Annotated in this window: 22 protein-coding genes and 3 tRNA genes; 4 read left to right on the forward strand and 21 right to left on the reverse strand. The window is 38.3% G+C overall.

From position 1 onward, the window contains the following. From Q0948_RS00005 to Q0948_RS00040, 8 genes are all read right to left on the reverse strand, one after another. Nucleotides 1-3,563: choice-of-anchor L domain-containing protein (locus Q0948_RS00005; protein WP_298348771.1), on the reverse strand; the 3,563-nt coding region annotated here is incomplete at its 3' end. 314 nt (nucleotides 3,564-3,877) lie between these two features. After that, nucleotides 3,878-3,951 (reverse strand) — tRNA-Arg (locus tag Q0948_RS00010). A gap of 14 nt (nucleotides 3,952-3,965) precedes the next feature. After that, nucleotides 3,966-4,040: transfer RNA gene (locus tag Q0948_RS00015), tRNA-Pro, on the reverse strand. A 72-nt stretch (nucleotides 4,041-4,112) separates the two neighbouring features. Continuing rightward, a tRNA-Ser gene (locus Q0948_RS00020) sits at nucleotides 4,113-4,201 on the reverse strand. 201 nt (nucleotides 4,202-4,402) lie between these two features. Beyond that, nucleotides 4,403-6,166, reverse strand: coding sequence for a T9SS type B sorting domain-containing protein (locus Q0948_RS00025; protein ID WP_298348769.1), 1,764 nt, complete (start codon nucleotides 6,164-6,166; stop codon nucleotides 4,403-4,405). A gap of 111 nt (nucleotides 6,167-6,277) precedes the next feature. Further along, the gene (locus tag Q0948_RS00030; RefSeq protein WP_298348767.1) at nucleotides 6,278-8,968 is read right to left on the reverse strand and encodes a DNA gyrase/topoisomerase IV subunit A; all 2,691 of its coding nucleotides are present in this window, start codon (nucleotides 8,966-8,968) and stop codon (nucleotides 6,278-6,280) included. A gap of 19 nt (nucleotides 8,969-8,987) precedes the next feature. Next, nucleotides 8,988-9,413 carry a hypothetical protein gene (locus Q0948_RS00035; RefSeq protein ID WP_298348765.1) on the reverse strand — a complete coding sequence of 142 codons (426 nt, stop codon included), beginning with the start codon at nucleotides 9,411-9,413 and terminating at the stop codon, nucleotides 8,988-8,990. Nucleotides 9,414-9,514: 101 nt separating this feature from the next. Then, nucleotides 9,515-11,371 carry a DNA topoisomerase IV subunit B gene (locus Q0948_RS00040; RefSeq protein WP_035336754.1) on the reverse strand — a complete coding sequence of 619 codons (1,857 nt, stop codon included), beginning with the start codon at nucleotides 11,369-11,371 and terminating at the stop codon, nucleotides 9,515-9,517. Between the two features lie 203 nt (nucleotides 11,372-11,574). On the opposite strand from Q0948_RS00040, the gene Q0948_RS00045 reads away from it, so the two are divergent. Further along, the gene (locus tag Q0948_RS00045) at nucleotides 11,575-12,336 is read left to right on the forward strand and encodes a hypothetical protein (protein ID WP_298348761.1); all 762 of its coding nucleotides are present in this window, start codon (nucleotides 11,575-11,577) and stop codon (nucleotides 12,334-12,336) included. Here the strand turns inward: Q0948_RS00045 and Q0948_RS00050 are convergent, their stop codons facing one another. The 13 genes from Q0948_RS00050 to Q0948_RS00110 form a co-directional block, all read right to left on the reverse strand. After that, nucleotides 12,337-13,752 carry an AraC family transcriptional regulator gene (locus Q0948_RS00050; RefSeq protein WP_298348759.1) on the reverse strand — a complete coding sequence of 472 codons (1,416 nt, stop codon included), beginning with the start codon at nucleotides 13,750-13,752 and terminating at the stop codon, nucleotides 12,337-12,339. Nucleotides 13,753-14,055: 303 nt separating this feature from the next. Next, on the reverse strand, nucleotides 14,056-14,301 hold the full coding sequence (locus Q0948_RS00055) for an acyl carrier protein (protein ID WP_298348757.1): 246 nt from the start codon (nucleotides 14,299-14,301) through the stop codon (nucleotides 14,056-14,058). 53 nt (nucleotides 14,302-14,354) lie between these two features. Next, nucleotides 14,355-15,629: a beta-ketoacyl synthase gene (locus Q0948_RS00060; protein ID WP_298348756.1), complete on the reverse strand. Its 1,275-nt coding sequence runs from the start codon at nucleotides 15,627-15,629 to the stop codon at nucleotides 14,355-14,357. Then, nucleotides 15,619-16,062, reverse strand: coding sequence for a hydroxymyristoyl-ACP dehydratase (locus Q0948_RS00065; protein WP_298348754.1), 444 nt, complete (start codon nucleotides 16,060-16,062; stop codon nucleotides 15,619-15,621). Before Q0948_RS00065 ends, Q0948_RS00060 begins: the two co-directional genes overlap by 11 nt. Continuing rightward, nucleotides 16,062-16,853: an SDR family oxidoreductase gene (locus tag Q0948_RS00070; RefSeq protein WP_298348752.1), complete on the reverse strand. Its 792-nt coding sequence runs from the start codon at nucleotides 16,851-16,853 to the stop codon at nucleotides 16,062-16,064. The genes Q0948_RS00065 and Q0948_RS00070 overlap by 1 nt, the downstream gene beginning before the upstream one ends. Before the next feature lie 6 nt (nucleotides 16,854-16,859). Then, nucleotides 16,860-17,912 (reverse strand): type III polyketide synthase, encoded by a 1,053-nt coding sequence (locus tag Q0948_RS00075; RefSeq protein WP_298348750.1) that lies wholly within the window; start codon nucleotides 17,910-17,912, stop codon nucleotides 16,860-16,862. Next, nucleotides 17,909-18,616, reverse strand: a complete 708-nt coding sequence (locus Q0948_RS00080; protein ID WP_298348748.1) for a methyltransferase domain-containing protein — start codon at nucleotides 18,614-18,616, stop codon at nucleotides 17,909-17,911. The genes Q0948_RS00075 and Q0948_RS00080 overlap by 4 nt, the downstream gene beginning before the upstream one ends. Then, a complete protein-coding gene (locus tag Q0948_RS00085) occupies nucleotides 18,616-19,734 on the reverse strand; it encodes an NAD(P)/FAD-dependent oxidoreductase (protein ID WP_298348746.1) in 1,119 nt (372 codons plus the stop codon). Before Q0948_RS00085 ends, Q0948_RS00080 begins: the two co-directional genes overlap by 1 nt. Nucleotides 19,735-19,819: 85 nt before the next feature. Further along, nucleotides 19,820-20,530, reverse strand: a complete 711-nt coding sequence (locus Q0948_RS00090) for an OmpA family protein (RefSeq protein ID WP_035324923.1) — start codon at nucleotides 20,528-20,530, stop codon at nucleotides 19,820-19,822. Nucleotides 20,531-20,556: 26 nt separating this feature from the next. Beyond that, nucleotides 20,557-21,042, reverse strand: a complete 486-nt coding sequence (locus tag Q0948_RS00095; RefSeq protein WP_298348743.1) for a lipocalin family protein — start codon at nucleotides 21,040-21,042, stop codon at nucleotides 20,557-20,559. A 76-nt stretch (nucleotides 21,043-21,118) separates the two neighbouring features. Next, nucleotides 21,119-21,280, reverse strand: a complete 162-nt coding sequence (locus tag Q0948_RS00100) for a DUF1328 family protein (RefSeq protein WP_021778916.1) — start codon at nucleotides 21,278-21,280, stop codon at nucleotides 21,119-21,121. A gap of 212 nt (nucleotides 21,281-21,492) precedes the next feature. After that, entirely contained in the window at nucleotides 21,493-23,499 is a 2,007-nt protein-coding gene (locus tag Q0948_RS00105; protein WP_298348740.1) for a dehydrogenase E1 component subunit alpha/beta, read from the reverse strand. Nucleotides 23,500-23,684: 185 nt separating this feature from the next. Beyond that, a complete protein-coding gene (locus Q0948_RS00110) occupies nucleotides 23,685-24,329 on the reverse strand; it encodes an SDR family oxidoreductase (protein WP_298348738.1) in 645 nt (214 codons plus the stop codon). 251 nt (nucleotides 24,330-24,580) lie between these two features. Between Q0948_RS00110 and Q0948_RS00115 the strand changes: the two genes are divergently transcribed. Genes Q0948_RS00115 through Q0948_RS00125 form a run of 3 tightly spaced genes read left to right on the forward strand, consistent with a single transcriptional unit; the run spans nucleotide 24,581 to nucleotide 26,830 of the window. Next, complete coding sequence (locus tag Q0948_RS00115) at nucleotides 24,581-25,531, forward strand: 2-oxoglutarate and iron-dependent oxygenase domain-containing protein (RefSeq protein WP_298348736.1); 951 nt, start codon at nucleotides 24,581-24,583, stop codon at nucleotides 25,529-25,531. Nucleotides 25,532-25,533: 2 nt separating this feature from the next. Further along, a complete protein-coding gene (locus tag Q0948_RS00120; RefSeq protein WP_035324927.1) occupies nucleotides 25,534-25,866 on the forward strand; it encodes a translation initiation factor in 333 nt (110 codons plus the stop codon). 34 nt (nucleotides 25,867-25,900) lie between these two features. Beyond that, a complete protein-coding gene (locus tag Q0948_RS00125) occupies nucleotides 25,901-26,830 on the forward strand; it encodes a DUF1835 domain-containing protein (RefSeq protein WP_298348732.1) in 930 nt (309 codons plus the stop codon). Nucleotide 26,831: the final 1 nt, after the last annotated feature.

Here is a 26,831-nt window from a genome sequence, read left to right on the forward strand (position 1 = left end):
TCAAAGCTTGCAAACTCATCGATATCACTACCGCTTTCTATATCATCACAGAGCTCGTATTCGGCAGGTTGGATAGGGGTTGGTAATGGGTTTACAATAAGTTCTAAAGGAGCAATATTGCTACAGAAGGTCATTGTTGTGGTCATCTGTGCAGTGTCGGTTACTAGGGCATATACGGTAGCGGTATTGCTCGTATAAGCATTAGGGGTTGCAATGGTAGGAGTACCAGCTTCCGCGGAAGCGAGAGAAGAAAACCACTCCACCGTATGCGTTGTAGGGTCTAAGCCGCCTAGAATATTAGCTTCTTGCGTACTTAAATCAAATATTTGAAGCCCATCTGTATCATCATCACACAGTGCGTATGGAGTTGCATTTTGGTTAGGCATTGGGGTGTTGAGCACACGCAGGGTAAGCGGTGTGGTGCTATAGCAACCGGCATCGTTAAAGACACGGGCATACACAATTTGCTCAAAAGGCTCATTGTTGATATACATCATATTGTCAAGCTCCTGACCCACCGGTGCATTATCTGCATCTGCTTGTGTAAGATAGTAGGCTACAGTAAGGGTCGGGTCGCCAGCGGTGATTTCGGCGTCTCTAGAGGAAAGCACGAAGAAGTCAAAAACTCCGTCGTTATCGTCATCACACTCCTCATAATCTGCAGGGGTTACGGGTACTGGCACTGGGAAGCTGCGCACACTAAGGTTGACCGTTGCATAACAAGCTGTGGTATTATCGGTCACACGAGCCACTACAATCTGAGGATTGGTGGTCATTGTAAACATTGTTTTGTCTGGAATACTTGCATCACCAGCATCGGCCCCAGCCTGGTCTAGGTGGTAGGTGATGGTAAGGTTTGCATCAAATCCGCCCGTAATCTCTATGTCTTTTGAAGAGAGGTCTACTGTGGTAAGTCCATCTATCACACCATCATCATCACAAACTTGAAGCTCGGTAGGTGTGGTGAGTACAGGGTTTTGGTTTACGATGAGCTCAAAGTTCATTGCCAGGTTGACAAAATCAAACGTAGTACAGCCCGTAGTGGCATTCTCCAGACTGTAATAAATAGTCTGAGGGTTGCTGCTGTTTGAAAAAGCAGTAGGGTTAGCAATATCATTCATTGCCGTGTAATTCCCTACATTCTCATAATAAGTAACTAGAATATTAGAATCACCGCCAGTAATCTGAGCATCTTGCTCTGTAAGGTCAAATTGGGCTGCGTTTGCGATAGGTGAACATTCTTCAAGTGAAGAGATGTTGGGTAAAAAGGTGGGGTTAGCTTCCACATTGAGTAATACGTGTATCCCTAGACCACGACAGTCGTTTGCGGTATCGCCATCTACACGTACCCATATGCCTTGCTGTCCATTTGTATCTGTATAGGTGAGGTTATTTGTATAGGCATCAATAGTTGCCGTGATAGGATTGGTCTCTGTTTCTGCTTCTTGCTGGGTTTCGTAGTAGCTTACAGTGAGCATTTGCCCCGCAGGGAATAAAGCTAGCACTTGTGCTGTAGCATCAGAAAAATCAAATACTGACTGACCATCACTATCTGTATCACACTCAAAATATTCTAATTGAAAAGTATCAGGAATCTCTGAAGTATCTACTTCAAGATCGATTTGAGCCTGACGTGTACATCCATTTATAGTAGAAATAGTAACGCTTATGGATTCGTTGTTTGCGGTTTGATTTACATAAGACGTTGGGTCTATAATAGGAGATCCTCCTGAATCAAAATAAAGAAACGTTTCATTGTTAGCATCTGCACTTAATAAGGTTTGAGCTTCAGTTAAATTAATAAAAGCAAAACCGTCTTGATCTGTATCACACTGTGATAATAGTACAGGATTATTTAAAAGAACTGGAAGCTCTGCCACATCTAGCGTAATCTCTCTAATTGCAAAGCAATTTACATCTCCATTATTTTCAACACGGACCCATATCATATCATCTGCACTCGTGTAGGCAAGTGCTAGCGACATATCGTTGTTAGTAGCATCTATAGCACTGGAATGATAAGAAACACTAAATAAAGTAGGGTCTTGCGTGCCAAGAATAGAATTATTTAAAGACGAGAGATCGAAAACAGTTATCCCATTTGTATCACTACCATCAGATGCATCATCGCATACTGTAAACACACCTGGATCATTTGCTATAGTCTGACTATTTACGGAAATCATAAATGAACCAACTTCAAAACAATCTGGACTTAAATCTGTTTCGACACGGACCCATATTTCTTGAGAAGACATCGTATTTGAATAAGCATCAGGGTTCGGTATCTGATTAATATTCATTTCGGCGTCTGATGGGTTTTCATAAAAAGTAACACTAACAACCGAAGGATCTTGCGTATCTAAAATATCTGATGTCTGATCAGTTAAATCAAAAACTTCTACACCATCACCAGAAATATCATCGCACACTGTTAAATCCATAGGGTCGTTATACATAGGATTTGCAAACTCGATAGTAGCAGTGTCTTCTCCAAGACATCCTGTACCTGCATCCACAAGGACACGATAAGTAGCAGCAACAGTCACATCTATAGTAGGAGTTGTTACCGGTACTCCCATACCATCAAGCAAAGGAACAAATCCAGTCCCATTATCTACTTCCCAAGTATAGCTTATAGCCCCATCAAACGTAGCATCTAATGTTAAAGTTTCACCCTCACAAGCAGCGTTAAATTCTGATCCTATTCTATCACCACCAATATCAACTCCAAGATTGAAACTCCCCGCCTCTAGAAAAACAGCAATATCTCTTACGGAATCACTTTGATCTGCAACAACCAATTTTATGGTATAGGGATTACCCACAACTACCGTTCCCATAGCTGTAAGGGAAACTGTTTGCCCCTGGAAGTTTATAGCAGAATTTGCTTCTGGATTAAATGGAGCAAAATTATAGCGGTCAAAAAATTCCTCATTTACTGCTGCACAGTTACCAGGAACTTCTGGACGAATATTTGTAACCTCGATTGGAATATTAGTTCCGGGAAGAACTGCCAAATTTTGAACAACACCGGTAGTGAGATCAGTGAGGATAAAGGCGAATGCGTCAGAGAAGGTACATTCAAATCCTTGATTATATTCTTCTGAGGCCATTATAAAATTAAAATTTAACTCATCTACGAATGGAGTAAAATCAAATTGTATAAAACTAGCGTCATTAGTATTTGTTGCTGTTGTATTTGCCTCAAGGTCTGTGTCACCTCCCCAGCCCCCTCCACTGGGTATACCATCTACTTCTGGACCCGGAACATTATTTACATTACCAGAGACTAAGACTATACCCGCTTCATAGGGAAAATCTGCTCCATTAGATTCAAAAGAGCCTATACCATTTATACCTGCACCTTCGTCAATACCTGTAGATTTTGAAACATTACTTATTTCTGCACAATCACTAGAACTACCTATAAGGATATCTGTAATTAATGTCTCAACATCTGCAACCGTGGTGGCACTGCCATCTACCGTTATTGCTTGTGCATTAATATGTACTGTAAAGAATAAAAATAAGACGGATATAAGTACTAAAGATGATCTCATAATGGGTATGGATTAAAGGGAGATTTCTTACTATTTCGTTTGGTTTTAATTAAACTGAGTAAAACCTAGCGAAAGATATGAAAAAACGTACTCAAACACTGAGTACGAACGCTTTGTAATATAACAAGCTTGTTAACATTTGTCCTAAGATTTGTTATAACTTATTCATACCGCTTTATCAATATTTAATTTTTAACGAGACTGAAGGTTAATGTATAGTAGTAATGGATTATCATATAATTTGCAGAGCAGTAAAACTAATTATGATAAACAAAAAAACCACATCTATAATAGATGTGGTTTAATGAATGTTGTGAGCCCTGAAGGATTCGAACCTTCGACCGCCTCCTTAGAAGGGAGGTGCTCTATCCAGCTGAGCTAAGAGCCCTAATCAACAAAAAGTCGGGGTAGCAAGATTCGAACTTGCGACCTCCTCGTCCCAAACGAGGCGCGATAACCGGGCTACGCTATACCCCGAGACCTGCACTAAGTGCATAATCTCATACATCAAAAAAAATCTATAAAACATATAGATTTTTTTGACAATTGCGGAGAGACAGGGATTCGAACCCTGGGTAAGTGTTTCCACCTACGACGATTTAGCAAACCGCTCCTTTCGGCCACTCAGGCACCTCTCCTTTCACTAATAAATGAACTTGCTTGTTATAAGCGGATGCAAATGTACATCAAGAAATACAAGAAAACAAGAATAAAATGAGGATTAATTTATAAACTTTACCTTAAAAATTAATTTCTAATGGTAATGCTCTCAAAATCAATAATAAATTAATTTAACTGATGATAAAATAAATTTATTTTTTCGCGAAAGCGTACCTATTCTATTGTCGTCTTAATGCAAAATAGCCCGTAAAGATTACGTTAGACGCTGTATTTGCTTTATACCAAAACCCACTGTCTAGTAATTCTCTGCCTTGATATGTTCCATCCCAACCTGAACCATATGGCAAAATGGTCTTTAATCGCTTACCGTAACGGTCATAAATCTCTATACTAGTAACTGTCTCTCCATTTACCTCTACTCCCCTCACCTGCCAGGTGTCATTTATACCGTCACCATTAGGCGTGAAATATTTTGGGAAGCCTGGGTCAGGTTTTATAGTTCTACTATCTGAACCACAACCTATGCGGTCTCTTACGAATACTTGAATATCAAGCGGATTTATATTCTGTAAAAAGGAGCTAGATTGATAAGGTCCGTTTACACCCGTACTGGAGTATTCAAAATCTCCTTCTTCTTCTAACTCTACAATAACGGAAACAAAACTACCTTCATTATTTATAATCAAATTACTTATGACAGGAGATTGAGAAACCGTGACATTAAACAAATGTGTAGCAGTACAAGTCACAAATCCTGCTTCTATCATTGCCTCTTCATTAACCTCGAGTAGATACGTACCAGTCTCTGCTATAGCCACATTAGGGTTTGTAGATATGAGTTGCTGTTGCCCCTCTACTATTTTGTGCCAAGATATTGTATCATAACCTTCTGAATAACTCAATTCTAATGGAGTCTCTTCATCACAAATTTCATAACTATCTTCTAGTGTGATTACGGGGTTTAAATCTACCATCTCTCCAGTAATGCCATCTGTGTATGGACCGCAGCCTAGTGTTGTAGTAAAACTAGTTTGTGTACAGTTTTGAGCTTGTCCAGCAGCATTAAAGGGTGTTATGGTCACGTAGTACGTGACACCTTCTTCAAAGTCTATTACAGGAGTTGATGTTGCTTGACCTATATTAGTATTTGCAAGTACATCATCACCTCCTGGTGTTGATCCTATTTTTATCAAATACCCCTCAACATTATCTACAGGAAACCATTCAAGCAATGGCGTGAGTGCAACTTCTATCGCTCCATCCATAGGACTAAAAAGTTGTGTACACTCTGGCACTTCTGAGGCTACTACCTCTGTTGTAAAACTGGTTTCTGCACAGGTGGAATTCTGTCCATTTTCATTATAAGGTGTTACCGTTACATAATAGGTAGTGTCTGAATCAAAATTAAAAGCTGGAGTAAATGTGAGTATATTACCTACATCTTGAGCATTAATTACATCTACTCCTCCAGGCGATGTACCTATACTTATTAAATAACCTGTGGCACGTGAAGCATACGCCCACGATATACTTGTGTTTACCGGTACATCTATCGCTCCATTAGACGGAAAAGCAACTTCTGTACATTCGGGTGGGAGTATATTATCTTCTGTAGTAAAAAATTGAGAATCACAGCTTACAGTACTTCCACTTGGAAAGAACCCTCTTATGGTGATATAAATCAATGTGCTTTCTGGAAAACCCTGAGGAGCCGTAAACTGAGCGTTACTTCCCGTATTGAAATTATCAAGAATATCTATCCCCCCTGGTGTAGTGCCTAAATCTACAAAGTAGCTCACTGCTCCAGGTATACTTTCAAAAAATATAGTTTCGGTGATGGAAACATCTATTGCTCCCTGCACTGGTGATGTAAGTAATGCGCAGGGGTCGTAGGTGGTATACGCTTTCGCGAAAGCGGAATTAAAAACACACAACACTATAAAAATAGTTTTTAAGTTGATATGTTTTATTAACTCCATCATAATATCACCGCACCAAGTATGTCTAGCTTAGTAAATATACTGGAAACTAACATATTTACAATAACCATTAGACATATCTAATATATGTCTAATGGTTATTGTAAATGTGATTTAAAACAATGTGGTTTGCCCTTCGCCATCATCTACATCATCTGAAGGCTTTGAGTTATTGTCTTTGCCAGATGGTAGTTCTGTACTAGGGCTGTTTGAAACCTCTTGCTCGTCTACTACCTCTATTTGCTCCTTTTCTACTTCTTTTGGCACTTCATACGGCAGTGGTTCAATCCAGTCGAGACCTTTAAGTTTTTCGGTAAAGAACGTATTACCCATTGCCGAAATACCCTTTATAGCGATAAAGTCTTCCATAGAGACTGTTTCATTCTCACGCTGGTCTTTACCACGTTGCTTATAAAAAACCATCTCTGCAACAGGCCTCCAGTCTGTAGATACAAGCTCTAGCTGGCTATTACTGTGGTCTGATATAAAGGTTTCTTCCTTATCTGGACTATCTATTAAAAAGCGCTTACCGTAGTAACGTTCCTTTTCCCCGTCCCAATAAATGGCTGTAATAGGCTTTTTAGGCTCCCACTTTTCAAGAACAATCATATCATCATCAAAGTGATGTGTTACCTCAGGTATAATAGTACGTACATTACCGTGCTGGTTAATGATAAGTAATCTATCATCTGGTCTAAATTCTCCCAGAAGATCACCACGCTCATCAAGATTAAGTCTTTGCACAGTCTCGTCAAACCATATTTTACGAGGCTTAAGGGTAGAAAGGCCTTTCTCTTTGAGCTCTACAGATTTTACAGCATTTTTTGAAACGATGTTACCCTTAGACGATCTGCCTTTTATAAGCACATCTGCAAAGTCTATCTCTAGCCTAAGTTTTTTAACTGATGCTACAGCTCGTAAATAGACCGTCACAAGTTCTGCCTCTCCGTTAGGGTTTGCGCTAAAATAGAGTACTTGAGCTCCCTTTTTATCACCAGCAAGCTGGTAATCATTATTACGTGTGACAGAGGTAACATTAAAACGTTTAACATATGTAGGTAATCCACTACCTGCTCTATAAATCATATTATAGGTAGTGCGCTTATCTTTTTTCTTAAATATAGCAACGTGTATGATGTCTTTACCTATAAAGGTTTTAGACTCCACCTTAACCACCATCATAGATCCAGACTTTGTAAATACAATAATATCATCTATGTCTGAACAATCTGTAACATACTCGTCCCTTTTAAGAGAGGTACCCACAAAGCCCTCTGCTCTGTTTACATAAAGTTTTGTATTTCTTAAGACAACCTTAGCTGCTTGAATATCGTCAAAAACACGGATCTCAGTTTTACGTTCTTTTCCTTTTCCGTAATCTTTTTTGAGACGCGTAAAGTAGTCTATCGCATACTGTGTGAGATTATCTAGATGATACTTTACTTGGGCTATTTGATCCTCAAGAGCATCTATCTTCTGCTGTGCTTTATCTATATCAAACTTAGAAATACGTTTAATACGTATCTCGGTAAGACGTGTGATATCCTCTACAGTCACAGCGCGCTTTAAGTGACCTATGTGAGGTTTTAAACCTTCATCTATAGCTTTAATTACGCCATCCCAAGTCTCTTGTTCTTCAATATCACGATAAATTCTATTCTCAATAAAAATACGTTCTAGTGAAGCATAATGCCATTGGTTTTCAAATTCTCCAAGCTGGATTTCCAACTCAGACTTAAGAAGTGCTTTTGTACGATCCGTAGATCTGCGTAACATTTCTGACACTCCCACAAAAAGTGGCTTGTTATCTTCAATAACACAACCTAGTGGTGATATAGATGTCTCACAATTTGTAAATGCATACAATGCATCTATGGTTTTATCTGGAGAAATACCACTAGGCAAGTGCACAAGAATCTCAACATTTGCAGAGGTATTATCTTCTATCTTTTTTATCTTGATTTTACCCTTATCATTTGCTTTAAGAATAGAATCTATGAGCGATGTAGTAGTCTGTCCAAAAGGCAGCTCAGTAATTACTAGCGTGTTTTTATCCTGCTGGCTCATACGAGCACGACAGCGTATTTTCCCGCCTCTTAAACCATCTTTATAATCTGTAAAATCTGCAATACCAGCGGTAGGAAAATCTGGATAAATGGTAAATCGTTTTCCTTTAAGGTGTTTTATAGAAGCATCAATAAGTTCTATAAAGTTGTGAGGCATTACCTTAGTACTTAAGCCTACGGCAATTCCCTCTGCACCTTGAGCGAGTAATAAAGGAAACATTACCGGTAAGTTTATAGGCTCTTTTTTACGACCATCATAAGAGGCCTGCCAGTCTGTAATCTTTGGGTTATAAACAACGTCTAGTGCAAATTTTGAGAGGCGTGCCTCGATATATCTAGATGCCGCCGCGCGGTCTCCGGTTAAAATATTACCCCAGTTACCCTGTGTATCAATAAGTAAGTCTTTCTGACCTATTTGCACCATTGCATCACCTATACTCGCATCACCGTGAGGGTGATATTGCATTGTGTGCCCTACTACATTTGCTACTTTATTATAACGGCCATCATCTAGCTCCTTAAGTGCGTGCATAATACGTCGCTGCACAGGCTTAAAGCCATCCTCTATTGCAGGTACAGCACGCTCAAGTATTACATAAGATGCATAGTCTAAAAACCAATCTTCAAACATTCCAGAGACACGAGTAATCGTCTCCCCACTTCCTTCTCCAGTTTGAGATGGAAGCATATCTGAGTTTAATTCTTCGTCTTGGTTATGGTCGTTTATTTCTTCGCTCATTAATTGGTTGTAATAACACTTACTTTTCTAATAGTTCCACCGTCTCTTGCTGCGGCGTTACAAATACATTTATAAATCTACTATCGCCGTAGGTTTGAACTCGCACTTCACTTTGAAGTTCATTTTCTTTAAAACTCGCAATAAAATTATAATTCATAGTGTCTGAGGTTGAACCTTTGACATTTTTAAGTTTTAATGCTTTTAAAGTACCCGCCTCTTTCTTAATTGAGTTGAAATAGGTAACTCCTTCCTCACTCTTCAAATATTCCTTTAAATCACTAGACACAGAAAATTTTCTGAAATCAATTGCTTCATCACTCATTACAGCTTTAGCAAAACGTTTTGCCTCCCCTGTGTTAATCTTCATCACCGTATTTATCACTGCAGAGGCACATCCCATTAATAAAATACTTAGGGTTGCAATAATTGTAAATCTTTTAATCATCTTCACTTATTTTAAGGTTCTTACTATAACTATAGACGCTTAAAAACTTATAATGGTTGCCTCAATCTTTTTTTTTACGCTTTCGCGAAAGCGTTATTCTTTTACTCCTCTACTACTCTATCTAGTTCTACCTTTAGATTCTCAATAATGAACTTCTGTCTATCTGGGGTGTTTTTACCCATATAGAAAGAGAGAAGATCTTCTATCATAAGTGCTTTGTCAAGCATTACTGGTGCTAGCCTAATATCTTCTCCTATAAAAAACTGAAACTCATCTGGCGATATCTCACCAAGTCCCTTAAATCGTGTAATCTCTGGCTTTGCGCCTAGCTTTGCCATCGCATCTGCCTTTTCTTGATCACTGTAGCAGTATATCGTTTCTTTCTTATTACGTACTCTAAAAAGTGGCGTCTCTAGTATATACAGATGTCCTTCTTTAATTACTTCAGGAAAAAACTGAAGAAAAAATGTAATTAGTAACAGGCGTATGTGCATACCATCTACATCGGCATCGGTAGCGATTACAATGTTGTTGTAGCGCAAATCTTCAATAGACTCTTCTATATTGAGTGCCGCTTGTAATAGGTTAAACTCTTCGTTTTCGTAAACAATCTTTTTAGAAAGACCGTAGCTGTTAAGAGGCTTCCCCTTAAGACTAAAAACCGCTTGTGTGTTTACATCTCTTGACTTTGTTATAGATCCAGATGCAGAGTCTCCCTCTGTGATAAACAGTGTAGTCTCTAGGTTTCGGGCTTTCTTACTATCTGTAAGGTGTATACGGCAATCTCTTAATTTCTTGTTGTGTAAACTCGCTTTTTTTGCTCTCTCCTTTGCAAGTTTTCTTATACCAGAGAGGTCTTTACGCTCGCGCTCTGCTTGCAAAATCTTGCGTTGCAAAGCATCTGCCACTGGAGGATTTTTGTGTAAGAAGTTATCAAGGGCGGTTTTTAAGAAATCATTTATGTAGGTTCTTACTGTAGGTAGATCTCCTCCCATATCTGTAGAACCTAGTTTGGTCTTTGTCTGCGACTCAAAAACAGGCTCCATCACCTTGATGCTTATAGCGGAAACAATGGACTTTCTAATATCTGAAGCTTCATAGTTTTTACCATAGAACTCTCGTATCGTACGCACGATACTCTCTCTAAATGCCGCTTGGTGTGTACCTCCTTGAGTGGTATGCTGCCCGTTTACAAAAGAGTGATACTCTTCTGAGTACTGCGTTTTACTGTGTGTGATAGCAACCTCAATATCTTCACCTTTAAGATGGATAATATCATAAAGTCTATCCCCCTCTGCTATAGACTCAGATAGTAAATCTTTTAATCCATTTTCAGAAAAGAACTTCTCACCATTAAAAACAATGGTAAGACCCGGATTAAGGTATACATAGTTCTTTATAAGGCGCTCCACATACTCAGAACGAAACTTAAAGTTCTTAAATATCTCACTATCTGGCACAAACGAAACCTTGGTCCCGCGCCTACGTGAAGTCTCATCTAGCAAGTCTTGATTTGTAAGCTCTCCACGCTCAAACTCTGCACTTGCAGACTTACCATCTCGGGTAGACTCTACTCTAAAATAATTTGAAAGTGCATTTACCGCCTTTGTACCTACACCGTTAAGTCCTACAGATTTCTTAAATGCACGCGAGTCATACTTACCACCCGTGTTCATTTTTGAAACCACATCAACCACTTTTCCTAGCGGAATCCCACGGCCGTAATCGCGTACGATTACTTTTTCGCCCTGTATAGAAATCTCAATGGTCTTACCCGCACCCATTACAAATTCATCTATACAGTTATCAAGCACCTCTTTTACAAGGATATAGATACCGTCATCTGCACTTGAGCCGTCGCCTAGTTTACCTATATACATCCCGGGACGCATACGGATATGCTCCTTCCAGTCGAGGGAGCGTATATTATCTTCGTTGTATTGTGTTTCTTGAGCCATAAAATGTCGTGGAGTCGCTAATATAAGGACTTGCGATGGGTTAAGTAAGCACAAAAAAAAGAAGTAATTAACAATTTTAAAATCTCTTTGTTGATTGCTATATTTTTTACGCTTTCGCGAAAAATCACACCCTTATCATCACAATAATTTACACTTATAAATGTGTGCTATATTGTATATTGTGGGTTTAAATATCACAATTTATGGCTGTATTAAAAGGTTTACAAGGAAGACTCGTACTTATTGCTATCGCTGGTGGCATCGCAGTATTATTATTTTTTTTATTTAGGACCAACACAGCTTCTACACCAGAAGTAATGACTGGAAATACATTATTACAAAAAATAATGAGCTCCAGTGGCGGAAAGGAAAATTACGAGAGTATAAAATCACTCTCTTTTGAGAAAGCATTCAAACTTTATGATAAAGATAGTACTACCGAAATAAATCGTCTCGAAAAACATACCTATGATTTTACAAATGGAGCGATGAGATCCATCACCTGGAAAGATAGCCTACACACCTATAAACTCATACAAAAGGATACTGCTATACTACAGTTTAAAGATGGAATACGTGATACATCTATAAGTAAAACTGCTCTACAAAACAAACTATACGCCGCGACTTTTGTGCTAGGCCTCCCTTACACGCTTGACACAGGTAGCTCGGTAAAAACATACTTAGGTATTACAGATTTTCAAGGTACACCAGCACACGAGCTTAAAGTGACTTTTCAAGATGGCACAGACACTTGGTATCTTTATTATGATGAGTCTACATTAGACTGGCTGGGGTACTGGGTACAAACTTCAGATCATTATAGCCTAGTTATTAATGAGGAAATGATTAACGAAAAAGGGTTTACGCTTTCGCGAAAGCGTAAAAGCTACCGCACAGACGCACAAAAAAATCGACTCTACTTGAGAGCCGATTATGAATATTCCAACTATTTAATACAATGATCAACTCACACTTTCTAGTTTTAAAAACTGTGTAGGTGTAAGGTCACAAAACCTTTTAAAAGACTTATTAAAAGTCACTTTATTATTATAACCCACCTCGTAGGCAATATCTATGATATTGAGGTTTTCTGGGTTGTTTTTTAATCGCTCCATTGCTTCTTCTACTCGATACTTATTAATAAGCTCAAAAAAGTTAAGCCCAAAGTGTTCGTTTATAACCTGGGATGCGTTGTGACGGGTAGTTCCTAAACGCTCTGCTACATACTCCAGTTTAAGAGTACTTTCTCTGTACAGTTTATCTTCTTCTAGTAACTTGACAAGTTGTTCTTTAAGCTCTGTAGAGAAGCTTTGAGTAAGACCAGAGTTTTGATATTTGGTAGCTGCCTTTTTGACTTTTTTGACACTACCTATGAGTGCTAGTGGATTTGAGTACGCGACATAACCTACATATAACACAAGACTTGTCATTGCCAAGAGCTGAATATGCAATAGGCTACTACCAAAACTATATTGCACTATAATAAAAGCATACAGTGCATAAAATACAGCATAGACGCTATGCACGATAACTATATTACGACGTAATCTCAATTGCTTAAGATCTGTTGATTTTTCCTTTTTACTATCTAAATATAATTTGATAGTAAAGAAACCATAAACTACTAGTGATGTAAATTTCAGTATGGTTGCTGGTACTAGATATGGTAATGTAGAGTAAGACCCTTCCCCTAGCATAATTTCTAATTTACCCTCTGCAGACATTGCAAAGACAGGGATGAGTAATATTAAAAATATAACCGTAGGGATTAAATGGAGAGCATCTTTCTTTTTAAACTCATAATTTTTGGTAATTCGCTTAAAATAAAAATAAAGTACAGGACCATATAAAAATGAAAACGGTGCAGACATAGATAATGTGTGCGGCTCGTAATACACATAGTTTGATAAATAAAGCGCTACGTGTATTAAGAAAAATGAGTGCATAAATACAAAAAGGCTTATGAGCCCATTTGCAATCTTATCTTGTTTCTTTCTAGCATTTAATATAAGTGCTATAAATATGCCTATTAAACCTACATATAGATAAAAGAAAGTACCCATATTAAATTTAACTAGGTATTTATCCTTTAGAGCAATAAAACCTTCATTGCGCTTTAAACTCTCATAAGAACTATTTTCTAAGATTGAAAAATCACCAGTTTCAAGTATGTAGGCATCTAGTGCTGCTACGGCTTTATCTGTATCACCTTTTTTGGTAAATGCAATAGCCTGTCGTTCTAAAGCACTGGCTGCGTCTATATAAAGACCTTCTTGAGTTTGTAGTATAGGATTTTCACCTGGATCTAATGTAGGATTTGAAAAAGCGACTAGCGGGATGCTAAGTAAAACAAGCAATGCAATGAGTGATGATTTCATAAGTGTTCGTTTGGTTGATGTCTGTAAGGTACAAAAACATCGTATAAACCATTGATTATAAGTACACGCCGATAAAAGTTTACTTATACACTAAAATTACAAATTATATTAATCATAAACCCTGATAAATATAAAATGCTGTAAATCAATATTTTAAAAAGTAAGTTTTTATCGGTTAGTATAAAAAATAGAGTAAATATACTTCGGAATAAAAATGCGTAATTTTTAACAAAGAAATGTACTACAAATAAAAAAGCCCCCTATCGGGAGCTTTTTTTATAACTTATTTTACTTCAAAAAGTCTTATAAAACCTTTGCTTCTATAATTTCTATAGCAGATTTTACAGTTTCCATCTTTTCTATCTCATCATCCTCTATGGTAATGTCAAAATGATCTTCTACATCTAAAACGATGTCTACCAGATTTGCAGAATTTATATTAAGCTCTTGAGTGAGATGACTGGTAGGTTTAATGTCATCTACAGAGACATCTTCTGGAAGATAGATTTTAATAATGTTTTTTAACTCGTCGTAATGCTTTGTGTTCATATCTTTAAATGTGTGATGAGATTTTTACTCATCAGGTTACTATCATATTTATATTAGGCTGTAAGTTTTTTAAATATCATACAGCAATTTACATCTCCAAAGCCAAAACTAGCCTTGGCCGCTATACAAATTGTTTTATTTACGGTATGACTAGGCACACAGCTATCATCTATTATACCCTTTATATCTGGGTGTAAATTACCCGTATTTATATTGCCAAAGACCTTATTATTCTTGAGTTCTAATATGGTTGCCACAGTCTCAATGCTACCAGCGGCAGCAAGGCAATGACCAGTCATACTCTTGAGAGAATTTATATAAGGAAAATCTTTACCTCTTAACTCTAACGCTTCACTCCAATTTTTTATCTCTGTAGGGCACATTCCTGTAGATGTAAGGTGACCATTTATGGTATCTATATCTTGACTATCTATATGACTATTTCTTACAGCAGTACGTATACAGTGCTGCACAGCTTCACTGTTAGGTGCTGTCATTGTGCCTCCCATACGCTGTCCGCCACTATTTACGGCTCCTCCTAATACTTCTGCATAAATGCGAGCTCCCCGTGACAGTGCACTATCTAAAGATTCTAGCACAAGTGCTCCTGCCCCACTGCCCGGTACAAAACCATTTGCATCTTCTTGCATAGGCCTACTTCCAGCCGTAGGGTTCTCATTATATTTTTTAGTAAGTACACGCATAGCATCAAAACCACCCCATATGTAAGGACCACTGTCGTTACAGCTCCCTACTAGCATACGTACCGCATCACCATTGCGCACGCGTTCATATCCCATTAAGACACTCTCAAGACCTGTAGTACAGGCACTACTATTTGTTGTAACTTGATTCCCACAACCTATGTAACCACCTAAGTAGGCACTTATCCCGCTTGCCATTGTTTGGATTACTGTAGTGCTTCCTAAGCGACGCACTTTACCCTCATCAGTTTGGTAAATAGCGCTTCTAAATTTTTCTGCACCCAGAAGCGAAACGCCAAAAATTATCCCACTATCATAGTCTACGGCATCCTTATCCATAATATTGAGACCAGCATCTTTCCAAGCGTCTACACCTGCTATCATACCATACTCAATACCTGAACTTTGTAAATCACGTAACTGCAAGGGAGTAAAGTATTTTTTTAAAAGCTCAGGAGTAACATCAGGCTGTCCCGCAATCTGACAGCCAAAATTCAAATCTGCTAGCTGTTGATGAAAAGTAACACCACTTTTACCCGAAAATATAGCATCAGAGAATTGTGCTAACCCTATTCCGTTAGGAGCACAAACACCCATACCTGTAATCACTACTCTATTCTTCATCTTTTGTACTAAAAATTCCTGCTAGCTCACCTTGAGCGCAAATATCACCTCCTTCATTATATAACTTTACGGTACACTTTAATTTATTAAACCTAAAATACTTTTGTACAGCTTTTACTACAACTCGTTCTCCTGGTAATACAGGTTTTAAAAACTCCGTTTGTGCATTTGTGAAAGCTACTTGTAATTGAGATAGGTCCTTATCTTGCATTTTATAAATACCTAAGCTTACAAGACCTATTTGTGCCATACACTCTGTAAGGATAACTCCAGGAGTAACAGGTAAATCTTTAAAATGGCCTTTGTAAAAAAAAGCCTCAGGTTTAAAGGTATAACTACCGTGTATCTCCTCTTTTGTCACCATATCTATAGTATCTACAAATATAAAGGGCTCGCCATATGGTAGTGCTGCAATGATTTCTTCTCCGCTCATTATCTTATGTGTTCACCACCATCTACTGGTATTGTTATACCGTTAATCCACGAGGCTTCGTCTCTTGTTAAAAGATACACTGCATTTGCCACATCATTAGGAAGTGTAAGTCGTTGGTATGGATTTCTCTTAACCGCCATTTCTTTCATCTTATCACTACCCGGTATGAGGCGTAAGCTTTCGGTATCTGTAATGCCGGCTTGTATGCAGTTAGACGTTATGCCCAGCGGTGCAAACTCAAGGGCAATTCCGCGAGAGATACTCTCTAGGGCAGCTTTTGCCGCCGCAACTGCTGCATATTGTGGCCACGCACGACTACTACCCTCACTCGTAAACGCAATGGCTCTTGCAGATGGGGTAAATAATTCTGCTTTCGCGAAAGCGGAAACCCAATCATAATAACTCACTGCCATTGCATCCAGCGTGCCCTTGAAATCTTCATTAGAAAGTGTATTCCCGCCTTCTGCATCATACAACGGTTTTAGATTACCGCGCGCAATACTATGTAAGATTAATTTAATGACACCTTTACCAAGTTTTGCTAAAATATCATCTACAGTCTCTTGCCTTTTCTTAGGGTTAAGTGCATCTGTGTTATAAGATATAATCTCACAGCCAGAGACCTCCATCTCCCGCACAGCATCTTCAAAAGCTGCGACAACGCTACGTCTTGACCTGTGTATGATAATAATATTCATACCCTCGTGGGCAAGCTTCTTTGCTGTGGCAAGGCCTAATCCAGCACTTCCACCCAGTATAACAGCATATTTATTTTTATAGCTTTGACTCATCTCTTATTACCATTTTAAAAGTACGCGTTGTGCCGAAAAACCTGGACCAAAACTCAACATTATCCCTAGATCCCCCGGAGCACACTGTCGGTCTAGAAAACGTTCTAAAACATACAAAACAGTGGCGCTACTCATATTACCATACAACTTTAGAACCTCTTTTGTATCATCTATATTTTTACCTAGTTTACCAAAAAGGTCTTCTACCGTCTCGACAATTTTACGGCCTCCTGGATGAAATATAAGGTGGTTTACATCTTCTATACTAAATCCATTTTGTGCAAGAAACGGATGTATAATATCTGGAAACTTATCTGCTATTTGTTGTGGTACTTGCTGGTCTAGTATCATTTGTAAACCTGTATTTACCAGCTTAAAACCCATCATCTCTTGTGCATTGTAAAAGTGATACATTGCGGTATCTACTATCTCTGGTCCCTTATCTTCTTCTCTACTCGATAATAAAACACAGGCAGCTCCATCACCAAAAATTGCCGCACTCACCACATTTACCATAGAGTAATCATCGTGCTGAAAGGTAGCCGTAGGACTCTCTATAGCAATCACCGCCGCTCTCTTGCCAGGATTTGCCTTAAGAAACTCATTTGCATAAACGGTACCACTTACACCAGCTGCACATCCCATCTCTGTTACTGGAAGGCGTACAATGTCTTGTCTTAAATTTAAAGCATTTATTAAATAGGCATCTAGTGACGGTATCATAATACCTGTACAGCTCACTGTTATTATAAAATCTAGCGATTGCCCTTCCCACGCAGCTTTATCAAGTGCTTTTGAGAGCACTTGCTCTCCTAGTTTTACAACCTCTCTCGTGTAGATATCGTTTTTTTCTTGAAAACTAGTAGCAGTAAATACCTCCTCTGGTGCCATAATACTGTAGCGCTTATCTACAGCGGCATTGCCAAAAATCTTTTTTACCTTCCTCTTAAAGCGATCTTCTTGCCCGTCTAACCATATGTCTAAAAAAGGTAAGATTTCCTCTGTGGTGCGAGAGTATTGTGGCAACTGCTTTGCTACCGTTGTGATTTTTACGCTCATATTGTTTTTATAACCCACAAGTATCTAAATGCCCATTTCCAATTTATGGAATAACTATCTAGTGCGAGTTGTTTTGAATAGGTTTCTAATTCTTCTTTTTTAAAGGCTCTAGCTATACTCACCTTACCATCATACTTAGCAATCTTACTTTTCATAAATATACCGCTAAAAAGCTGAAACAAACGATATGCAATCTTACTGCGCTGCAAATCATTTATAATCACTCCTGTACTTGCAAGCTGCACAAAGGTTTTAATAAAGGTAAAGATTTGCTGGTCTGTAAAGTGGTGCATTGTCAAGGTGCATAATATAATATCGCACCCTGCTGTAGCAGCGTCTAGCGTAAGTATATTTTGAGTACTAAACGCGAGATGTGAGATACCTTCTGACTTCTTTATTGCTCTGGCAATGCTCTTCTCATTTATATCAAGCCCTATAAAATCTATCTTATAATCTAGGTTTTCAAAATGTCTTGCAATCTGTCTTAAAACCTCTCCATCTCCACAACCTACATCTATCACTCTCCAATGTTTTTTATCGGGTTGTGAGGTAATCATATCCTGAAGGGCATTGATTGTTATCTTGTTACCGCCTAAGTATTTGTTTACCACAGCTAGATCTTTGAGAGCGAGACGTAGGTCTGCTTCTGGCAACTCTGGGTCATCCATTAATTCTGGAGCAGTACTACGTTTATCAATATTCATTACAAAAGGTTTTTGCCGTGAGTAGATGTTATAATCTTAGTGAGTAATCTAGGTGATTGCTGTAAAACTCTCACACCTACTTTAGTGATAGTATCGCTTTGCAAGCCTCGCTGTATGATAGCACCGTTGCGCATTCTGGTTGTAAATGCAGCCTTCCACTGCTTGGTATAATTTTGCTCTAGAAGCATTCTGCTTTTTGGATATGACAGATACTCTAATAAACACTCACTAGCAATCTTAGCACTATGTATCGCCATCGCCATACCATTACCACATAACGGGTGTATAAGACCTGCACTATCACCTATCATAAGTATGTGATTCTCCACAGTCTGCTTGTTTTGAAAGGATATCTGACTTATGGTGAGTGGTTTATTAAACAAGGGTTTCGCTTTCGCGAAAAATGACTTCAGCTCTTTATTCTTTTCTAATACTTCAACTCGATAGGTATCTAAATCTTTATATTTTTTAAATGATGCAACATCTGCCAGATAACAAACATTTACAGCATCTGTCTCTACTTTAGATAGACCACAATACCCGCCTTTAAAGTTATGCAAGGCAACTTCATCTTCTGGAAAATCTGCTTGATAATGTGCCTTCACACCGAGCCAAGGAGAACGGGTGGAAATAAATTTTCGCGAAAGCGTAATATCTAGCGTACTTCGCTTTCCGTAGGCCCCTATTACGTGTGGTGTTCTATAACTTTTACCAGCTATGGCAACTTCAAAAATATGATCATCATACGTTATGTCTAATACGCTTGCTCTCTCAACGGTGACGCCATTTTCAATAAGCTTATTGTACATCATATAATCTAGTTCATACCTACTTATACCAAAACCTCCTAGTGGTAAATCTACGCGAAGAACCTTACCGCTTAAACCTGAGAAAGAAAATTTTGTAATCTCCTTTGCTCCGTGAGCGATGGGATCTATACCTAAACGTTTGAGATATGGCAATACCTCATTTGAGACATACTCACCACAGACCTTATGTTTTGGGTACTCATTTTTTTCTATAAGAAGAATGCTATGAGCAGATTGGGATAAATGGAGAGCTGCGGTTAGTCCCGCAAGGCCACCTCCTACAATAATGATGTCATAATCTTGTCTCACATTGTGAAGTTACAAACCACGAGACAATAAAAAATCCTTAAAACTAAAGTTTTAAGGATTTTATGAATTCTGTTGAGGCTGGTTCTTAATTACCTCCGTTCGCTTGATTTATTGCATCTTCTTTCATTTGCTCATTAGGCACTATGGCAAGTTGCACTCTTCTATTTTGAGCTCTCCCCTCTGCTGTATCATTACTAGCCGCTGGTTGCGCCTCTCCATACCATACGGTTGTAAAACGCCCTGCAGAGAGCCCTGTACCTATCATATAATTTGTGACTGCATTTGCTCTGTTTTGAGATAAGGTGAGGTTGCTTGCATCAGATCCTACACTATCTGTATGACCAGCTACAATAACATTAGTCTGATTGTACTCTTTCATAATATTAGAAAGCTTGTTGAGCATAGTCTGGCTATTTGCGTTAATGTTATACTTGGCTGTATCAAAATACACACCAGAGTTCTCATCAAATGTTACGACTATACCATCATCTACACGCTCTACACTTGCACCTGGTATTTCTTGCTCTATCTGTTGTGCCTGCTTATCCATTTTATTTCCTATGAGAACACCGGCACCGCCGCCTACTACACCACCTATAACTGCACCTAGCTCACCATTACCACCTTTACCGGCATTGTTACCTATAATGGCTCCAAGTATGGCTCCTCCAGTAGCACCTATTACGGCACCTTTTTGTTTATTATTTGCATTTTTTGTCGCTTCACAGCTAGTAAAACCTGTAAGCATTGCAGCACCAAGGGCTACTACCGTTATATTTCTTAATATATTTTTCATTTTTATGATTTTTTGATGTGTAATAATTACTCTGCGTTTTTAGTAAAATTCATTGTGATTTTAAAAGGAGATCCTTCTACATTAACAGTTTGCGTCATTTGCAACTGATTATCAGACAGGTAAGAAAGCGATATTCTAAAACCAGTATTAGTCTCAGATTTCATTTTTGAATCTGTAGGCTTTAGTAAGATGTCATAATTCATCTCATCACCTTCGTTATTAGGTATAGACCATACAAAGTATCTTGTTTCGGTATCGCAGCTTGCGCCCGAAAGTTCATAGTTTCCAAAATTATTATTAGGTATAAATCTCCAAGTACTACCTTCCATACACTCCTCAGAAGCATCGTTCAAAAGGTTTATATTATAAGTGCCTGCACGGTCATAACTCACATCGTTAAGTGTCCAGGTTCCTTTAAGTGTTTTTTTTGATTCTTTAATAACAGATGTGGAACCACAACTTGTAATCACAGCTAGTACTACAACTAGCATTGACATTTTTAAATATTTCATAATAGTTAGGTTTTTAATGAAAAATGGCAATCTCTCACTAATGGAAAGATTGCCAAATATGGTTTATAGCCAAGTCTTATCTCTTAAATAAACGACTTACTAATGATAGTACAAATAATACAATGAAGATAAAGAATAAGATCTTTGCAATACTCTCAGCTCCAGAGGCTATACCACCAAATCCAAAGATTGCAGCGATAATTGCGATAATAATAAATATGATTGTGTAACGTAACATAATGTGATTGTTTTATTGATTAGTATGGTGTAAAAGTATCGCCATTTGTTGCGTTTTTTTTAGACTTTAGCAGCCTTTAACGGCTAAATGTTAATCGATAGCCAAGATTCCCCCTTTTAACTCATTTTTACTTAAAACATTAACATTTTCAACCCCATAAAAAAGGGCTTCATATATGAAGCCCTTTTTAAATAATAATCTAGTGTAAATTCTTAATAGTCTATGAGCTCTTGAAGCTCACTTTCTAGACGCTCTAAAGGTAAGTATTGCTGCTCTAGATTTGCATCAAAAGGAATAGGAGTATCTAAGCTTGTCACACGTTTTACCGGTGCGTCTAGCTTCTCAAAACAAGATTCCATTATAAGGGCCGAAATATCTGACATAATAGACCCAAAGCCAGAATCTTCTGTAAGTAATAATGCCTTTCCCGTTTTACAAACAGATGCGATGATGCTCTCCTTATCTAGTGGTTGTAGTGTTCTCAAGTCTATAAGATCTACAGATAGCTCTGTCCTTTTATTTAATAAGTCAAGCGCCCAGTGTACCCCTGCTCCGTAGGTGACGATGGTAAGTTGTGACCCTTCTCGTACTAGTGCAGCCTTACCTAACGGGATTGTGTAATAATCTGTAGGCACTTCTTGTCTTATACTTCTGTATAGCTTTTTATGCTCAAAGAACAGCACGGGATTTGGATCTTCTATAGCCGTTGCAAGTAATCCCTTTGCATCTGCCGGAAAAGCAGGAAAAACCACCTTAAGACCTGGTGTATGTGTAAACCAGGCTTCATTAGTTTGAGAGTGAAAAGGTCCAGCAGCCACGCCTGCACCACAAGGCATACGTACCACCACATCTGCCGGTTGTGACCATCTGTAATGTGACTTAGCCAGGTAGTTTACAATAGGATTAAAACCCGAGGTTGCAAAATCAGAAAACTGCATTTCCATCATTGCTTTTTTTCCATTTATAGCAAGACCCATTGCTGTCTCAACAATGGCGCTCTCACAAATAGGTGTATTGCGCACACGTTCTTTACCAAACTGCGCTACAAAGCCTTCGGTTATTTTAAAAACACCACCATACTCTGCCACATCTTGCCCCATTATCACAAGGTCATCATACTTCTCCATAGACTGACGCAAGCCTTGAGAGATAGCATCTATTAGTCTTAGCTCTTCTGTAGTGTTACTGGGTACGCTTTCGCGAAAGCGGAAAGGTGCATACACATCTTCCATCTCTGTGTTGAGATCTGGAGTGATTTGCTCCTCTTGATACGACTTTTCTAGGTGTTCATTTATTTCATTCTTAATCTCAACGGCATAGCGTTCTTTTACCGTAGCCGAAAGTATACCTTCTTGCTCCAGATAGGCCTCATAATTACTAAGCGGATCCTTCTTTGCCCACATATCCATAAGCTCCTGAGGTACGTATTTTGTACCACTAGCTTCCTCGTGACCGCGCATTCTAAAGGTTTTAAACTCTATAAGTACTGGTCGCGGGTTATTACGTATATCCTCTGTTATTTTTGAGATTTGTGTGTAGACTTCAAGTATGTTATTACCATCTATAATGTGTGACTCCATCCCGTAGCCCTGCGCTCTGTGAGCAAGATGCTCACAATTATACTGCTCGCTAGTAGGTGTTGAGAGTCCGTAGCCGTTATTCTCTATGCAAAAAAGTACTGGCAGCTGCCATACAGACGCTACATTGAGCGCCTCGTGAAAATCTCCTTCACTCGTACCACCTTCTCCTGTAAAAACGGCCGTTACGGCTTTTTCTTCTCTTAATTTATGAGCAAGAGCAATCCCATCTGCCACACCAAGTTGTGGACCCAGATGTGATATCATTCCCACAATATTGTATTCTTGAGTACCAAAATGAAAACTACGATCTCTTCCTTTTGTAAAACCACTCATTTTACCCTGCCATTGTGTAAACAATCTATACAACGGTATCTCTCTCGTGGTAAACACGCCTAGATTACGGTGCATAGGCAAGATATACTCTTCATCGCGCATTGCAGATGTAACTCCTACAGAAATGGCTTCTTGACCTATACCAGAAAACCATTTTGAGATTTTTCCTTGTCTAAGCAAGATGAGCATTTTCTCCTCAATCATACGAGGTTTGAGCATCGCTCTGTACAATTGCAAGAGTACTTTCTCATCAAGAGTACCTCGATTATAATTAAATGAGAGTGTGGTTTTTGTATGCGTAGCCATTAGGTTGTGTTTGATATAACCAAATGTAATCATTATTGCCTAACGATTACCTGCAGTAAAATCTTGATGTTATATACTGACTAATAAGCACCTCTATTCAAAAAAAAAAGCTAGTAACTCATATGTAATACATACGAGTTACTAGCTTCTCATAAAATCTGTAAATAGCTTTTAAAAAGCAGTGATTATGCCTCCTCTACTGCTACTTTATTTAAGGCGTCTGCTATGAGCGTATCTCCTTTTATAATTTCAAAAGTTTCTCTATTTGCTACATCATCATTAAGAGAGCGTACCAGCGTTTGAGCTACATCATTACGACTTATCTCTCCGTGCTTTCCTAGCTTTTCTTGTAGCTCAATTTTATTTGTGAGCTCATCATTTGTTAAGCTTCCTGGGCGCACTATTGCATAGTTAAGACCGCTTTCTTTAAGGTACACATCTGCATTATGTTTTGCTTTTAAGTAATCCTGCAAGTCTTCTGCCTCTTCTGGATTATCTGCTCCCATAGAGCTTAGCATTACAAATTTCTTGATGTTATTTTGTTTTGAAGCATCAATCATCTTCTTTGCTCCTTCTTGGTCTACAGCAACTACTTTTTTACCACCAGATCCGGCTGCAAAAAGTACTTTATCATAAGGCTGGTTAAATACTCGAGTTACATCTTCTTCAAGATCTCCCATTACGGTTGCTATACCCTTAGATGCAAAGAAAGATTTTTGCTCCTCCTTACGCACCATTGCTATAGGTGTGAAGTATTGTGATTCATTTAAAAGGTTTACTATTTTTTTTCCTGTGGTACCGTGGGCACCTGCTACTAATATCTTTTCCATAACCTCAAGATAGAAAGATACTGGCGGCAAACCATAGATTACTAATCGGTTTAACTTCGATTTAGTATGAAAGTATCATTTTGAGAATCAATTACTAATGAAATTAACATAAAGTAATTGTTAATGTGTTGCAATACGCTTTCGCGAAAGCGTACAAAAAGTTACTAACAATTTGAGGCTCCAAAATGTGAAAAACGCTGTTAAGCCCCTAAAAATGCTTACCTTCGTCACACAACAGTAAAGATTACAAGATGAATAATATACCAAGTGTAAACCTTGCAGATTTTTTGAGCGATGATCCTGCAACTAAGGATAAGTTTGTTCAAGAAATAGGTAAGGCATATGAAGAAATAGGATTTGTATCCCTTAAGAACCATTTTCTAGATGATGAGCTTGTAGATGATTTATATAAGAATGTAAAGGACTTTTTTGCACTTCCAGAGGCTACAAAAAAGAAGTATGAAATAGAAGGTGGCGGTGGCCAGCGTGGTTATATTTCTTTTGGCAAAGAACACGCAAAAGGAAAGAAAGAAGGTGACTTAAAGGAGTTTTGGCATTTTGGACAAGAGGCAGATGAAGATGCAAATCTTATCGAGGAGTATCCAGAAAATGTGATTGTAAACGAGGTTCCAGCGTTTAATGAAAAAGGTATGGAAGCATACCGTATGCTAGAAAAAACAGGAATCTATGTATTACGTGCACTAGCACTTTATGTAGGTCTTGATGAGTTTTATTTTGACCACTGGGCAAGAAACGGAAACAGCATCTTAAGACCTATACACTACCCTCCTATTACCGAAGAGCCTAAAGGTGCCGTACGTGCAGGTGCTCACGGTGATATAAACCTCATAACTTTACTTATGGGAGCCTCTGCCGGAGGATTACAAGTACTACGTAAAGATGGCGAGTGGATAGATGCTATACCTAATGAAGATGAGCTTGTAATAAATGTAGGTGATATGCTAGAGCGTCATACTAATAATAAATTGCGTTCTACTATACACCGTGTGGTAAACCCTCCAAAAGAGCAATGGGGAACGGCTCGCTACAGTATTCCTTTCTTTATGCACCCTAGATCAGATATGAAACTTAACTGTCTTGACGAGTGTGTAGATGAAAACCACCCAAAGGCTTTTGAAGATATTACAGCGGGTGACTTTTTACACCAGCGTCTTGTAGAAATAGGGTTGATTAAAGAATAAGTATGGACTTAAGTGATCAATTAAAGAATCTTTTTCCGGATCACACTCCGGAAAAAGATGCTACAGAAAATCTTGACATAGAAGATACACTCTGGATACAAGATGATCCTCTCATTTGTAAATACGAGAAACGTAAAGGAAAACCTATCACGATTATAGAGGGGTATACCGGCGCTACTTCAGACTTTAAAATTCTTGCAAAAGAGATTAAAGTTTTACTAGGTGTAGGTGGTAGTTTTAAAAATGAAAGTATCATTATACAAGGTGATTATAGAGATCGCATTATGTCTTTTTTAAAAGATAAAGGTTTTAAAACTAAACGTGTAGGCGGATAAACGTATCTTAACCCCAAGTAAATACACCATCCCTATGTCACAACTCTTACACGTTACAAACGGCGATAGCCTTAATGATAGATTACTTGCAATGCAAGTAAAAGGAGATTATGCGGTATGGCGAGAGATGCTGTGTGAAGGTAAGACAGTGGCAAACCTAGCCAGTGAAGAGTTTAGAGCGGCACGTATATCTTTTTTTAAATCAAATTACCCGGAGCACGCTGGATCTTATGATGATAAATTTGGGAGTCAGCTAGCTATTATTGCAGACGCCCATTTATATGAAGAAGTCGTCTTATGGTTTGAATATGATCTCTTTTGTCACATTAATATGCTTGCCTGTATAAGTTTTTTACGTGCTATAAATTACAAGGGTATTGTCTCACTTGTGTGTAGCGGTCGTGTAACTGGCGAAAAAGAGCTTAAAGGCCTCTCGCAACTATCTGACCAGCAACTACTGGCTCATTATAAAGACAAGACTACGCTTACAAACCACGATATCTTTCTTGCAGATGATTTATGGAGGCTATATTGTGGCAATGACCACTTAAAGCTTAAGCCACAGCGTGCAAAAGATACTAGCTTCACCTATTTATCTAACTGTATAAGTGCACACAAAGAGCGATTTCCGCACGTGCAGAGTGGACTTAACACACTGGAAACAAATATGCTTAGACTCATACGCAAGTATGAAATTAAATCAGAAAAACAACTATGTGGTTATATGCTCAATTACCAAGGTTACTATGGGTATGGAGATATACAACTATTTAAAATGATTGAAAGAATGCGACCTTTTTTTACAATCCAGAATGATGTACTTATACTCACAGAAGAGTCTAGTAGCATTCTAGACACCGGTAAAAATGTATTTCAAAAAATCGCTTATTCTTGCAACCTAGGTGGTGTGTCAAAGTATGATTACACCTATGATGAAAATAACCACCAGCTTACAAAATTATAAT

It is taken from the genome of uncultured Dokdonia sp., assembly GCF_947496725.1.
GTDB lineage: Bacteria > Bacteroidota > Bacteroidia > Flavobacteriales > Flavobacteriaceae > Dokdonia.